This window comes from Exiguobacterium sp. s123 (assembly GCF_018617075.1).
Classification (GTDB): domain Bacteria; phylum Bacillota; class Bacilli; order Exiguobacteriales; family Exiguobacteriaceae; genus Exiguobacterium; species Exiguobacterium profundum.
On the sequence record NZ_JACSJL010000003.1, the window covers coordinates 49,824 to 63,796 of the forward strand.

The 13,973-nt window shown below is 47.8% G+C and carries 15 protein-coding genes and 1 other annotated feature; of the genes, 6 read left to right on the forward strand and 9 right to left on the reverse strand.

What is annotated here, in order from left to right; all coding sequences use genetic code 11:
- Window positions 1–130 precede the first annotated feature (130 nt).
- Window positions 131–1,510 (reverse strand): TrkH family potassium uptake protein, encoded by a 1,380-nt coding sequence (locus KNO72_RS06755; protein WP_214757568.1) that lies wholly within the window; start codon window positions 1,508–1,510, stop codon window positions 131–133.
- 140 nt (window positions 1,511–1,650) lie between these two features.
- On the opposite strand from KNO72_RS06755, the gene KNO72_RS06760 reads away from it, so the two are divergent.
- From KNO72_RS06760 to KNO72_RS06770, 3 genes are all read left to right on the forward strand, one after another.
- The gene (locus KNO72_RS06760; protein WP_230235447.1) at window positions 1,651–1,902 is read left to right on the forward strand and encodes a hypothetical protein; all 252 of its coding nucleotides are present in this window, start codon (window positions 1,651–1,653) and stop codon (window positions 1,900–1,902) included.
- 86 nt (window positions 1,903–1,988) lie between these two features.
- Window positions 1,989–2,771, forward strand: coding sequence for a flagellar motor stator protein MotA (motA, locus tag KNO72_RS06765; RefSeq protein ID WP_015880500.1), 783 nt, complete (start codon window positions 1,989–1,991; stop codon window positions 2,769–2,771).
- Window positions 2,749–3,528 (forward strand): flagellar motor protein MotB, encoded by a 780-nt coding sequence (locus KNO72_RS06770; RefSeq protein WP_214685129.1) that lies wholly within the window; start codon window positions 2,749–2,751, stop codon window positions 3,526–3,528. The genes motA and KNO72_RS06770 overlap by 23 nt, the downstream gene beginning before the upstream one ends.
- A gap of 33 nt (window positions 3,529–3,561) precedes the next feature.
- Here the strand turns inward: KNO72_RS06770 and KNO72_RS06775 are convergent, their stop codons facing one another.
- The 4 genes from KNO72_RS06775 to KNO72_RS06790 all read right to left on the reverse strand — a co-directional run bounded on the left by KNO72_RS06775 (window position 3,562) and on the right by KNO72_RS06790 (window position 7,481).
- Entirely contained in the window at window positions 3,562–4,986 is a 1,425-nt protein-coding gene (locus tag KNO72_RS06775; protein ID WP_031424403.1) for a dihydrolipoyl dehydrogenase family protein, read from the reverse strand.
- Complete coding sequence (locus KNO72_RS06780) at window positions 4,983–5,348, reverse strand: DUF1499 domain-containing protein (protein WP_015880497.1); 366 nt, start codon at window positions 5,346–5,348, stop codon at window positions 4,983–4,985. The genes KNO72_RS06775 and KNO72_RS06780 overlap by 4 nt, the downstream gene beginning before the upstream one ends.
- Window positions 5,349–5,412: 64 nt before the next feature.
- Window positions 5,413–6,792 carry a sensor histidine kinase gene (locus KNO72_RS06785; protein WP_015880496.1) on the reverse strand — a complete coding sequence of 460 codons (1,380 nt, stop codon included), beginning with the start codon at window positions 6,790–6,792 and terminating at the stop codon, window positions 5,413–5,415.
- A complete protein-coding gene (locus tag KNO72_RS06790) occupies window positions 6,789–7,481 on the reverse strand; it encodes a response regulator transcription factor (protein ID WP_015880495.1) in 693 nt (230 codons plus the stop codon). Before KNO72_RS06790 ends, KNO72_RS06785 begins: the two co-directional genes overlap by 4 nt.
- 129 nt (window positions 7,482–7,610) lie before the next feature.
- Between KNO72_RS06790 and KNO72_RS06795 the strand changes: the two genes are divergently transcribed.
- Window positions 7,611–8,429 (forward strand): Cof-type HAD-IIB family hydrolase, encoded by an 819-nt coding sequence (locus tag KNO72_RS06795; protein WP_078146127.1) that lies wholly within the window; start codon window positions 7,611–7,613, stop codon window positions 8,427–8,429.
- A 33-nt stretch (window positions 8,430–8,462) separates the two neighbouring features.
- Window positions 8,463–9,461 carry an alpha/beta hydrolase gene (locus tag KNO72_RS06800; RefSeq protein ID WP_078146126.1) on the forward strand — a complete coding sequence of 333 codons (999 nt, stop codon included), beginning with the start codon at window positions 8,463–8,465 and terminating at the stop codon, window positions 9,459–9,461.
- A gap of 49 nt (window positions 9,462–9,510) precedes the next feature.
- Here the strand turns inward: KNO72_RS06800 and KNO72_RS06805 are convergent, their stop codons facing one another.
- From KNO72_RS06805 to KNO72_RS06820, 4 genes are all read right to left on the reverse strand, one after another.
- Window positions 9,511–11,070 carry an aromatic amino acid hydroxylase gene (locus KNO72_RS06805; RefSeq protein ID WP_214685127.1) on the reverse strand — a complete coding sequence of 520 codons (1,560 nt, stop codon included), beginning with the start codon at window positions 11,068–11,070 and terminating at the stop codon, window positions 9,511–9,513.
- A 45-nt stretch (window positions 11,071–11,115) separates the two neighbouring features.
- Window positions 11,116–11,310 (reverse strand) — a binding site (T-box leader).
- Between the two features lie 143 nt (window positions 11,311–11,453).
- Complete coding sequence (locus tag KNO72_RS06810) at window positions 11,454–12,131, reverse strand: uracil-DNA glycosylase (RefSeq protein ID WP_031424398.1); 678 nt, start codon at window positions 12,129–12,131, stop codon at window positions 11,454–11,456.
- Between the two features lie 80 nt (window positions 12,132–12,211).
- The gene (locus KNO72_RS06815; protein ID WP_078146124.1) at window positions 12,212–12,847 is read right to left on the reverse strand and encodes an FMN-dependent NADH-azoreductase; all 636 of its coding nucleotides are present in this window, start codon (window positions 12,845–12,847) and stop codon (window positions 12,212–12,214) included.
- 119 nt (window positions 12,848–12,966) lie between these two features.
- Entirely contained in the window at window positions 12,967–13,398 is a 432-nt protein-coding gene (locus KNO72_RS06820; RefSeq protein WP_047795835.1) for a MarR family winged helix-turn-helix transcriptional regulator, read from the reverse strand.
- Between the two features lie 159 nt (window positions 13,399–13,557).
- Here KNO72_RS06820 and KNO72_RS06825 point away from each other — a divergent pair, with 159 nt between their 5' ends.
- Complete coding sequence (locus KNO72_RS06825) at window positions 13,558–13,932, forward strand: hypothetical protein (RefSeq protein WP_015880488.1); 375 nt, start codon at window positions 13,558–13,560, stop codon at window positions 13,930–13,932.
- Window positions 13,933–13,973 lie beyond the last annotated feature (41 nt).

The following is a 13,973-nucleotide window of genomic DNA, read 5'->3' on the forward strand; positions in this document are numbered from 1 at the left end:
ATTCCTTTTCCAACCCATTATATACCAATCGTTTCATACGATGAAGGCCATCAAAAAATGTCGCCTCCTGACCACGTTCACTTAAAAAGGCTGCAGTCCCTCTATGAGGAATGCAGCCCAAAACACACGTTCAACCAATCAAAATCTTCTCTTTCGGATAGCGAATTTTCCGGTCGGCTTGACGTGCGACGGTAAAGAGAATGGTCAACGACCCGACACGTCCGAGAAGCATCATGAACATGATCAAGCCCTTCCCTGCATCATTCAATTCCGCTGTGATGCCGAGCGACAACCCTACTGTCCCAAACGCCGAGACCGTTTCGAATAAAATGGCAGTCGCCGGAATGTGGCCATTCGATAAAATGACGAGTGTCGTGATTATCATAATGAACAAGAAACTTGAGATGGCTACGACGTACGCCTTTTTGATTTGAAACGCATCAATCGTCCGCTCCATGATGACCGTTTCTTTCTTCCCTGCGATGAAGGCCCACATATCCGCAAAGATGACGGCAAGCGTCGTCACTTTGATCCCCGACCCTGTCGAAGCCGCCCCTGCCCCGATATACATCAGAATCAATATCAAACCGATTGAGGCTGGTGCCATGGTCGCGATATCAATGGAATTGAAGCCGGCCGTCCGTGTCGTCACGGCTTGGAAGAACGTTACGTGTAACGCCTCACCGAGGGATCGACCGTACAATATCCCTTCGTTCGATACCCACTCAAACATCATGAGGACGAACCAAGCGACACCATTGATGACCAAGAGTGAAAAAATCATGATTTTCGAATGGAGGGCGAGACGTTTCCAGCCTCTCTTTTCCGTGGTATCGGCAATCGTCGTGAAGCCAAGACCTCCAATCATAATCATGATGGCGATGGTCACAATGATGGCTGTGTTCTGCTCAAATGACATGAGACTGTCTGGGAATAATGCGAATCCAGCATTATTGAAGGCAGACACTGCATGGAAGAAACCGTAATAAAGTGCCTTTCCAAAAGAATAGTTCTCTGTACTGAACAACTCGAACGTCAAAAACAACATCCCGATGAACTGCACGATGACCGTCGTGAAGACGATGTTCCGTACGAGACGAACCGTTCCTCCCGGCCCCGCTAAATTCAGTGATTCCTGTAACAAGATTCGCTGCTTTAATCCGATTTTCTTCCCTAATACACTGAGCAACATCAAGGCGATCGTCATAAACCCGAGACCCCCGATTTGAATGAGGGCGACAATGACCAATTCACCAAACAGGGTGAAGGAGGAGCCGATGTCGACTGTCGACAGTCCAGTGACCGTTCCGGCAGACGTCGCGATAAATAAACAATCAATCCAAGAAACCGATTCTTCTTGCGCAAATGGCATATATAAAAGAGTGCCCCCGATAAAAATCGCCAGTAAAAATCCTCCCGCGATAAAACGGGCAGGTTTTTCAAATACGGCTCGGTAAAGTACCTCGATTCGCTTCAAGCGCACCTCACGCGCTGACAGTCTATGCCGCATCACGACATCTCCTTCACTTCTATTATTCTAAGCCTCATGTTACTCTTCACCTTTCTAAATGCCAACAAGAAAATGTATCTCTAACGCTTTCTTCGATTTTTTGGTATTATGGGAGATAGACTTTAAGAATGTTGAGGAGGTTGAATGAAACCGTGGACCCTAGTACGGTAGATCATTCGATAGAGGATGTCTCACGAAGGTTAGAGCGTCAATCACAATGTATGCCCGCTCACCTTTATTTTCAGCTAGAAGAGTTACTCAATTGGTCACTCGAGCAAGAAGTCGTGAATCAATTGTACGCATTGTTAAAAAAATACGACGTATTAACCGATATAGAGCGTGAAGAACGAAATATCAGCATTCAAATGTTGATTGATGAAAACGGCGCTTAATCATCGGGAACGCATGTTGCGGGAGACGAGTGGCGTCTCTCGCTTTTTTTGTCCTGATTTATTTCGGAAAGGTGGAAAACAAAGACATGGATGTCGTTACGTTAGTCGGACTCATACTCGGGTTCCTCACCCTCGTCGGTGGAATGCTATTAAAAGGAGCAGGTGTTGCGCCGCTGATCAACCCTGCCGCAATGGTTATCATTTTCGTCGGTACAGCCGCGGCCGTCAGTATCGCTGTATCGAAGGAACAACTTCAGAACGTTCCAAAACTATTTAAAATCTTGTTCAAAAAACAAGAACTACCAAGCAAGTCTGGATTGCTCACGCAATTCGTCGACTTGTCGACACAAGCCCGAAAAGAGGGACTCCTCTCCCTTGAAACGGCACTCGAACAAGTCGAAGAACCATTTTTACGCCAAGGCATGATGATGGTCATCGACGGTCAACCTTCCGAATATATCGCGGAAGTCATGTCACGCGACATCGAGAATATGGAACAGCGCCATAAAGCAAACGCCGATATTTTCACACAGGCCGGGACATATGCCCCAACACTCGGGGTACTCGGAGCCGTTATCGGATTGATTGCTGCCTTGAAAGACTTATCCGATATCGAAAAGCTCGGACATGCCATTTCAGCGGCCTTCGTCGCGACACTATTCGGGATTTTCACCGGATATGTGCTTTGGTTCCCGTTTGCCAATAAATTGAAGCAGTATTCGAAGAGTGAAGTCATCATCAAGGAAATGATGATTGAAGGGATTTTATCGATTCAAAGTGGTGAATCTCCAAAAACGCTAGAAGATAAACTGTCTGTGTATTTGTCTCCAAAGGAGCGAGCTGACTATGAAGCGCAAAAAGAAGCATGATCATGAAGAACACATTCCCGAAGGCTGGCTGATTCCTTACGCCGATTTGTTGACCCTGTTGCTCGCGCTTTTCATCGTACTATTCGCATCGAGTAACATCGACCAGACAAAGCTTGAGAAAATGTCACAGTCTTTCAACCAGGTGTTCTCCGGAGGCGTCAGCGTCTTTCAAGCTTCGACTGCCTCAAACAGTGACATCGAACGTACAGACAAGACCAATACGACCGCCAACCCACGAACGTATGAATTGGCTCAACTTGATGAATTAAAAGAAGATGTAAACAAATACATTAAAAAGAATGGTCTCGAAAGCCAAATCAAAGCGACGATCAATTCAAGCGGTCTCGTCTTGACGATTCAAGACCGTGCCCTGTTCAACTTAGGAGAGGCGACACTCGATGCCAATGCTCGTGCCGTCGCACAAAACATCAGTCAGATTTTAGAGAAGGCGGGCAAGCGAGAGATTGTCGTCTCCGGTCATACGGATAACATTCCAATTAATACGGCACGTTTCCCGTCAAACTGGGAACTCAGTTCGGCACGTGCGACCGCGTTCATGCGTGGTCTTTTGGCAAATGATGCCTTGAACCCGGCCCAATTCACACTCGCAAGTTACGGTGAGTTTAAACCGATCGCGACGAACGATACAGAAGAAGGTCGCTCTAAAAACCGACGCGTTGAAGTGTTGATTAAACCACTCGTCGACCTTTCTGAAGGCGAACCGAAGATGATTGAAACCATCACCTTACCAAACTAATAATCACCCACTCGTTTGAGTGGGTGATTTGTGTTATTGCATTAATTTAAAGTAGCGTCTCGCAAGTTCGGTGAGCGGACTTTCGAACAAACGTTTCCGCCAGTAAAGGTCTGTCACTTTCTTCACGGCCTCACTTCGCGACGGATACGGGTAAATCATACGGGACAGCTTCCCGATTTTGTCGCCACGTTGCATCGCATAGACGACAATTTGCATCCAATCCCCCGCAGATTCACCGACTGCATGAGCTCCGATGATTTTTCCATTTTTCTTCGTAATCACTTTGACAAAGCCTGCTTCTTGACGTTCAGCAATGAAGCGGTCCACTTCGGACAGTTTCGCTTCATACGTCTCAATGTCGTCGCCATAACGCTCGCGCGCTTCTTTCTCTGTCATCCCGACATGGAACACCTCAGGGTCTGTGAATGTGATCCACGGGAGCTTGCTGTAGTCGACCTTGTTCCATAATCCAAAGAGCGCGTTCGCGACAACCGCTTTCCCTTCTTCTCCAGCGGCATGTGTGAATGGGAGCGTCTTGATCGTATCGCCAATGGCAAAGATATGAGATTGTGACGTCCGATATGACGACGAGACATCGATATACCCTTTCGTCACCTGAACGTTCGCCCGGTCGAGACGAAGCGCATCGATTCGGGGAACGCGACCTGTCGCCATCAGCAGTTTGTCCGCTTCATATTCGACCGTTTCGCCGTTCACCTCTGTCGTGACACGAATGCGGCCATCGACTTCATCGACTCGATTGACCTTTACGCCGATTTTTAGGCGCATCGCCATCTCGAGTTGAGATTTCAAATAGGTGGCGACGTCCTCGTCTTCTTTAGGTAGGAAATCATCCTGTGCCTCGAGCACGGTCACTTGTGAGCCGAGTCGGACAAAGGACTGAGCCAATTCAAGTCCGACCGTTCCGGCGCCGATGACAATCAGGCTCTCCGGGAGCGTCTCTTCTTCAAAGACCGTCTCGTTCGTTAAGTATGGGACTTGATCGAGTCCATCAATCGGAGGAACTGTCGGTTTCGACCCCGTCGAGATGACAAATTTTTTCCCGATCAATAACTCGTTCCCTACTTTTAATTCGTGCGGACTTTGGAACGAGGCTTCTCCGATATAGACGTCGACGCCAATCTTTTCAAAACGTTCTGTTCCGTCATGGTCTTGAATAATGGCACGTGCTTTGTCAACACGCGCTTTTGACATTTGATAATGCTCTTGTCCATTGAACTCGGTTCCGAGAACTCGGGCCGCGCGCATCATCGCATTCGCTTCTTTTGAAGCAGCAATCAACGCTTTCGATGGCACACATCCGACATGCAGACAGTCACCACCTAAATGTTTGTTCTTTTCAACAAGCGCGACCTTCGCGCCTAAATTCGCAGCCCCTGCGGCCACCGTCATCCCGGCAGCACCACCACCGATGACAATCAACTGATAGTCCTTCATCGAATCAACCTCCGGTATCGTTCGCTCACATCTTCCATTCGTTTTCGATTCACGCCAAAGTCTGAATAGCCGACACGCGACGCAGATCGAAACTCGACTTGTTGAGTAGCGTCATCAAATAAAAAATCGACATCATCTTTAAATCGCATCACTTTCGAAGTCACTACATAATGAAGTCCTTCATCTGTTTCCTTCACCAATTCAGCCCGCGGCAACTGATTCATCGCCATCTTCATGGCTTCGATCGATTGCCCGCGGCTGCCCGCATACGGCAGTGGGTCCATCCGCAATTCTTCAATTGAAGTTTGGGTTGACACAGCATTCGGACTTCCTTTTAACGGCTTCAAAGATTGATTGGCCATTATAAAAACCTCCCTCAGTCTACATACATCTATATGTAGCCTGAATTCGGGAGGTTTAATCCTATTAATGTAGTTCACTCGGGTCGAGCGGCAATAAGACGGTCACTGTCGTCCCGTGTCCGACCTCGCTCTCGATGACGAGTTTGCCTTCATGCGCTTCGATCAATTCTTTTGAAATCGCAAGCCCAAGCCCGCTACTACCTTCTGTGACATGAGCCTGATAGAACATCTCGGTGATGCGCTGCAAATGCTCTCGTGAAATGCCGGGACCTTCATCGATAATGGAGATAAAGGCGACACGTTCCGATTGTACGAAGCGGATGGTCAACGTTCCTCCGTCTGGTGAGAAACGAATCGCGTTCTCGAGAATGTTTAAGAACACTTGTTTCAATCGATTCTCATCAAATAGTCCAACCGATTTTTGAGGATAGCGTTCGATGAGTGTGATGCCTTTGTCTTCAAGTGACTGTTTCAATTGCAGTGTCACTTGACGTAACAAAGAGACCAGGTCCAGTTCTTGGCGATACAAGACCAACCGACTCTCTTCAATTTTTGTATAGTCAAGAAGCTGTTCGACGAGACCGATCATGCGCTCTGTCTCCGAATGGATGATGCTTAAACCGAGCTCTGTCTCTTCAGACAGTTTCTCATCACCACCCCGAATCGTCTCGGTCCATCCCTTAATCGATGTGAGTGGTGTCCTGAGTTCGTGCGACACGCTCGAGAGGAATTCGTTACGTGTCGACTGATGCTGCTGGACTTTCGCGCCTAAATACGTGAGCGTTCGAGCCAAGGCTCCAAGCTCATGTTTCTCATTTGACTCAACGGATACATCGAAGTCGCCCTGAGCCATCTCATCGGCCGCCTCGATGATGTGACGAATCGGTCTGACGAAGCGATCGGCAATCCGGATGACGGTGTATAGGGCGAGCAACCAGATCAAGACGCCAATCATGACGACCGTCATCCAAATTTCGCGAATGAGCGTGTCTAAATCTTCAAGCGGTCGCGTGAAACTGATGGCAAACTCGGACGTATCGTTCGTCATAATGGGACTCGTGACCGACAAGTAATGTTCATCCCCGACGTCATAGTCCTGCACGACGGACTCTCCTTGCGACAATTGCTGTAACTGTTCTTGAGAGAATGAGGCCTGCCTTGTTCGTTGTCCCGTCGTTTTGACAATCGAACCGCTCCGGTCGACAATCGTCAAATCAGTTCCAGGATATCCGAATGTCCGGACGAGGACGGAAAAGGCACTCGGCGTCTCAAACCCTACTTGGGCTTGAGGGTATAGATATGCACTCGTGGTCGCATGACTCAGTAACGCTTCTGACTCATACTCGTAATAGTAGCGATACGTCCCGTAAGACAAAACGCTGACGAGTAAGAGCAAGACGATCGTCACGACAATCATCATGCGAATGACTAACTGTTGTTTCATGCCTCATGTCTCCGCCATTTATATCCGTGACCCCACAACGTCTCGATGTAGACCGGATGACTCGGGTCATCTTCAATTTTTTGACGCAAGCGACGAATGTTGACGTCGACTGTCTTTCGGTCACCGAAATAGTTGACGCCCCATACCGCATCGAGTAGCGCATCACGTGACAAGACGATTTCTTCGTTTTGGACGAGATGACAGATCAAGTCATACTCCGTCGGCGTCAAATCGATCGACTGTCCATACTTCGTCACTTGTTTTGCGGCGAGGTCGATTGCGAACGGTCCCGACTTCAAGCGTTTCGAATCTTTTCGTTTCACTTTTTCGACACGGCGCAACAACGCTTGGATGCGCGCCACTAATTCACCTGGACTGAACGGTTTGGCGATGTAGTCGTCTGCACCTTTACCGAGCCCTTCAATTTTATCTTCTTCGAGCGTCCGTGCCGTCAACATGATGATCCCTACATTTTCGTCAAGATCACGAATGGCAGCACATGCTTCGAATCCGTCCATTTCCGGCATCATGACATCCAATAGGACGACATCGAACGGTTCACGGTCAAATGCGGTGACCGCTTCTCGACCGTTCGTCGCCTCAAAGACGTCGAATCCGGCTCGTTTTAAATTGACAATAATGAAGCTGCGAATCGCATGTTCATCCTCAGCTACTAAAATTCGATTCATATCGATTTCCACCTCTTCTAGAGTTCACTTCTCTACATTATAGTTACGTTTTTGCGACAAGGTTGTCAATTGACCTTAAAAAGGTTTAGGATGGAGTCATTAGATTCTGAAGGAGGACCCCCTACTACTATGAGTTACAAGATGATTGTATTGGATATGGATGATACGCTCCTCACGAGCGACCATACGATTTCCCCTAAGACAAAAGAAGCACTTCTCGATGCACAGGCGCGCGGCTATAAAGTCGTTCTCGCGAGCGGACGACCAACGTTTGCGATGTGGGATGCAGCCCGTGAATTAGAACTTGCGAAATACGGAAGCTACATCTTATCGTTCAACGGTGCCTCAGTCATCGATTGTGCGACGAACGAGGAGATTTTTTCGAGCACGCTCCAGCCGGATACAGTCGCCCATCTCCATGATATCAGTGAACGGGAAGGAATCGCGATTCATACGTACGTCGGTAACGAAATCGTAACCGATCGCCCGAACCCTTATACGGATATCGAAGGTGAATTGACGGGAATGCCGGTCATTCATGTCGACAACTTTAAAGATGCCGTGACAGCCCCGGTCGTCAAATGTTTGATGCTTGCAGATGGCGACACACTCGCTCCGATCGAAACAAAGCTACAAACAGAATTGGCTGGAAAATTGGCTGTGGCCCGTTCAAAACCGTTCTTCCTTGAGTTTACGGAAGCAGGTGTCACAAAAGGAACGAGTCTCGCCTTCCTTGCAGATCAACTCGGCATCGCACAAAAAGAAGTCATCGCTTGCGGTGACGGAAACAATGATTTGACGATGATTGAATGGGCCGGCCTCGGTGTCGCGATGGGAAATGCTAACACGACGGTCAAAGGGAAAGCGGACTTCATCACAAAATCAAACAACGAAGACGGAATCGCTCATGTCATCGAAACGTACATGGCGGACGTACTCCTCACGTAATAAGCTTCTGATTGTAGAATGGGAGGAAGGAAGATGAATAAAGGGTTGAAACGAGCTGGAGTCGGATTGATTGGAACTGCGGTCGCAGGAGCGGCTTATGTGTTCCTTTCACCTAAACCAGCCACACGTTTAATCAAAACTTCGTTCGCAGGGGGGAACGAAGTGGAGATGAAGGGATTCGAGGAAGTCGTTCAAAAGACGTCTGTCCGAAAAGACATCGACTACTTGTCTTCTTATGACAACGGAACGTTTGATTTGATTCGCTATGAAGGCGACCGAAAACCTGTCCCAACAATCTTTTGGGTGCATGGTGGGTCGTTCGTCGGTGGGGATAAATCGGATGTGTTAAAATATGCCACTTCGATTGCGAGTAATGGCTATAACGTCGTCAGTATCAATTACGCACTCGCACCTGACGTGATGTATCCGACCCCGCTCAAACAAATCGAAGAGGCGTACTCGTTCATTGCTGAGAACAATGACCGCTTCCGTCTCGATTTGGACCGCGTCTTCTTTGCAGGTGATTCGAATGGTGGACAGCTCGTTGCACAGTTTGTCGGCGTCCAGTTGAATGACGACTATTCACCTTCTGCTGAAGTGGGACAAGTCGTACCAAAATCCTCTATCCTCGGTACCGTCCTCTTGTCTGCACCGCTCGACTTGAAGCGCACATGGCTCGAATCATCGAAATCGGTGAACCGCTTCTTGTTCAAACGAATCGGATGGGCATACTTCGGCACGTACAATTGGGAGACTCTCCCGGTCGTTGCTGAAGCATCGCCACTCGTCAATGTACCGGCTACATTCGCCCCAACGTTTATCGCGGACGGGAATGACCATTCCTTTGAGGAACAGGCCAAAGAATTTGCGACGATTCTTTCAGGACGGACGGATGTCACGACTGTCTTTTATGATCGGAATGAGCACGAGCTCGGACATAATTATTACTTCGAAATGGACCGCCCAGCGGCTAATTCCACGTATCGTCGTTTGATTACGTTCTTACGTGAAACGACAAATCAATCTGTATAACGCACAAGAGGCGACGTTCTCCTACTATGGAAAACGTCGCCTCTTTTCGTTAACGCAATAGGTCGAACGCGCGACCAATCAATTCATTTCGGGATGGGGAAGTTTGACGCAATGCTTCAAGACGTTCAATCAATGTCTGTTTCAGTCCTTCATCCTTCACCAACTCCAGACACTCGATGTGTAATAACCAGGCGTCAGGGTGGTGCGTTAAGATCTCTGAGATGAGACCGTCGATTGATTCTCCCCGCTCACGCATGAGATGGATGCGGTTGAACATCGGATCATCGTTCGTCCATACACGCTCATCCCGTTCGATGATCACCGGTTTTTCAATCATCATCAGCTCGTCTACCGTTGTTCCCGGAAAAACGGATGGAAGTGAGTCGACACGTACCTCAAGTGAGTCGAGAGGAATCGTTCGTCCTTTTAACTGAACGGTCACATCCTTGAGTAAATCAGATGCACATGCGTGACGAACAGTCGTCCCGTCCTCAAAGAGGTCATCGCGACCCAGCACTGATTCCGTGTCATGGACAACGAGGAGTCCATGACGCTCTCGTTTCGTTAACTGACCATTTTTTACAATGGTACATTCATCCCATTGAATGAGCGTATGTTCTTTCGACTCCGTCATGTGACGAACGATGCCGACACGTTCTGATCCATCTTCAAGTCGAATCGTCGATTGACTTCCCGACGCCAACGCTTTCGCCACAGATTCAATCCCACCTTTTCGAATCGCCATTCTTCCCTCTAGTTCATCTAAGACAGAAGAGAGCGTCTCAAAGTTTGGAATAACGAATAGCTCTTTTTGCATGTTTGTCACGTCTTGCTTCGTCTGTAGCGCGTGCTCCAAGTCGAATGGATGTTTGACGACCGCATCTGTCAGACAGTGACGGCTCTCTCCTACCGATGATAAGAGGCCTGCCCCGTAAATCATCGGGTTGTCGAGGTCACCAATCAATCCGAATTCAACGGTCCACCAAAAGATACGCGCGACCTGTTGTGCTTCAGAAAAGCCAGTCACTTGCGCTTTCGCCTCATGTACGGCTTTCTCCGCCGCCTCGATGTCCTGTTCAGTCGAATTCGCATTCTCCTTCACAATCGTCAAGCGTTTCAATGCGGCGAACGAAGCATGTTCTTCTCGGTTCATGAACGCCTTGGCCCCTAATTGACCGAAGCGTTTGACGATTGCCGAAAACGTCGGATCCATCAACATTGGCGCATGTCCCGCCGCCTCGTGAATGATGTCAGGGGCTGGACTGTATAAAATATTCTCGACTTTCCGAATGTCTGTCGCGACCGGGAGCATCCCGTTTCCTTGGAAGTCAAAAAAGGCAACGCCGGGGATGAGTCCATCCACTGCGACCGTCGACCATCCGGCCGCCTGCATCTCGTCTGTCATCTGTTCGACGTTCGGCAATCGGTCCGGTCCCATTCCCGTCCGTTTCAATCCTTCGATGTAAAACGGATGCGCCTTCCCTTCTAACGTGTGCAAGTTCAACCGCAACACGAAACGCCAAACGGCGTGATCCGTTGGTGTGTATTCATTGTAGAACTGCGGTGAAATATGTGGGGCTAGGTGTTTTGGAATCGATTGTGTCAACATGTGAAGTCCTCCTTTGAAATCAAAAAAATCCCTATCGATTGAATCGATAGGGACGACAAAGCCGCGGTACCACCCTGGTTGCTAGAAAAATATCTAGCCGCTTGATCCGATAACGGGGGACCGCTCAATGATGAGAGCTCAGGAACTGTAATTCGATTCATCTTTTGGGCGTGTTCGCAGCACCACACGCTCTCTGGGCCAGGGAAGATGTCTCTACTTCGGTTCTTTCTTCGCTTCTATTACGTATACATTTCTTTATCTTTTATACAGTTATGCTGTTATGCATATATGCTTTTAAGCACTAAAGTGACGTCTTGTTAGTTACTGTACCAAAGCTAAACAAAAGCGTCAACAAAAAACAGCCTACGAATTTTCGTAGACTGTCATAAACACCATTCAATTGGGGGTTTTCCCCACTCCTTCAATGCATCGTTCACTTGAGAGAATGGCTTAGAGCCGAAGAATCCACGATGGGACGACAAAGGACTTGGATGAACGGACGTAAGCACTTTATGTTGGTCTCCAATCCATTTCATTTTCTTCTTCGCATCATTTCCCCACAAGATGAATACAATCGGTTCCTCACGACTCCCAAGCCGCTCAATGATAGAGTCAGTGAACTGTTCCCACCCTTTTCCACGGTGAGAGCCCGCCTTCCCCGCTTCAACCGTCAGTGCCGTATTTAAGAGCAGGACGCCTTGTTTCGCCCATTTCTCGAGGTTGCCACTCTTCGGGAGATCACACCCAACGTCATCTTTTAGTTCTTGAAAAATGTTTCGTAAAGACGGCGGGAAACGTACTCCGTCCTGCACCGAAAAACTGAGTCCATGCGCTTGGTTCGGTCCGTGATACGGATCTTGTCCTAAAATGACGCACTTCACCTCACTGAATTTCGTGTAAATAAATGCGTTCCAAATATCTTCTCGGGTCGGGTAAACGATCGTTTCTTCATACGCTTGGTCAACGAATTGCTTTAGTTGTTGAAAGTAAGGTTGTTTCATCTCTTCTTGGATAATATCCGTCCAATCTCCAAGTAATCGACTCGATAACTGATCTGCCATTGCATACTCCCCTTTCCCTTTGTATCATACCCAAAATGATTGCATACAAAAAGACGAGTCAGTCGACTCGTCTCTCTAGGTTATACCGTTACTGCGCCTGCAACTTCTTTCGCAAGTGCTTCAGCTTTCGCTTTCGCGTCCGCAACGATTTCTTCGATTTTGTCTGGGTATTGGTTCATCCCTTCAACCGCTACCGTCGTTACTTCAGATACACCGACGAACGCGAGCGCTTGGCGAAGGTATGCGTCTGCGAAGTTAAGGTCAGTTCCTGTGTAGATTCCGCCTGTCCCTTGGATGTGGATCGCTTGTTTGTTTTCAAGCAAGCCGACAGGACCTTGCTCCGTGTAACGGAACGTTTTACCTGCCATGAGCACGCTATCGAGGAACATTTTCATACGTGCTGGGAAGAAGAAGTTCCACATTGGAGTCGCGAACACGTAAAGGTCCGCTTCCATGAATTTCTCAAGCATGCCGCTCATTGTGCCTACCTTTTTCGCTTCTACATCAGTGAGCGCTTCGCCTGAAGCGAATTTGCCCCATGCACTGAGCACATCTCCGTCGATTTCTTGAACATCAACATCGTAGAGTTCGATTGCTTCCACTTCGATTGATGGATTTTCTGCTTGGAGTGTCGAAACGAATGTTTCTGCCACTTGTTTGCTGTATGAAAGTTCAGTTGGTTTCGGGTTAGCCGATACATATAATACTTTAGTCATCGTGTAATCCTCCATTTGTGTAATCTCTAATTTTTCAATAACAGTTAGAACTATATCATCTGTATATCTCATCGTCAATTATTTTAATTTCAAGATATTGAATAAAAAAGCAACGGGCTTTATTTGCCCGCTGCGTTATAACCGACTCGTTTCAATAACGAAATCAATTGTTCCGTCTCTTCATCACTTAACGGTCCATATATATCTTTGAAGATTTCAATATGTTGCGGATAGACGACGTCCATGAGCGCCTTTCCATCGTCTGTCAATGAAGCATATGTGACACGTCGGTCAGACGGGCAGGCGATTCGTTCAATCAGCCCTCGCTTCTCCAACTTATCGATCACATATGTCACGCTACCGCTCGTAATCAAAATCTGATCCCCAATTTGTTGCAACGGGGTGTCTCCACGTTTATACAGTACGGATAAAACACCGAACTCTGTTGAATTTAACTGGTGGCGTCGTAAATCTTCTTTCACACGATCACTGATGGCATCCATCGTACGCGCAAGAACGACCCACGCCTTCAATTCAAGGGATTCAATCATGTCGGTTTCACCTCAATTCGTTCATCATATATCACTAGTATAGCAGGACTTATGCAGTATAAGCCGGGAAAAATACTTCGTCAAGGAACTTCTTCATTGTCGCCCATGTCGGAAACGTTTAGAATGGTAGTATTGTGATTTTAAGAAAGGGTGGACCGTATGCGTGAGTATTACGAAATTTCATTGACGATTAAACGGGAGTTTTTGCATGCTGTCATCGATTTGTTGAATCGGGAAGGCATCGCACCGGACTATGCGCTCGAAAAAGAAGGCGCGGTCTTTTTATTATTCAATCATTTACCTTGGCCAAACGTGACCCGTGAACCGCATGCCGTGGAACGTTTCTTATTGACGTTGAAACGATCGGACTATTTATTCGTCAAAACGAAGCGTAAATCACCGGTCCCCGATCATGAACCGGTCGCCTGTATGGGTGCTCTCGTCTCCCCGTTCAATGAACATTTGCGCATCGAACTTGCCGTGGACGAGTCGGAAGCAAGTCATTTAGATATGTCCGCATTCCGTCATTATTAAACAATCGAATGCCCAACGCATCCCCTTGAAGATTAGAGCGA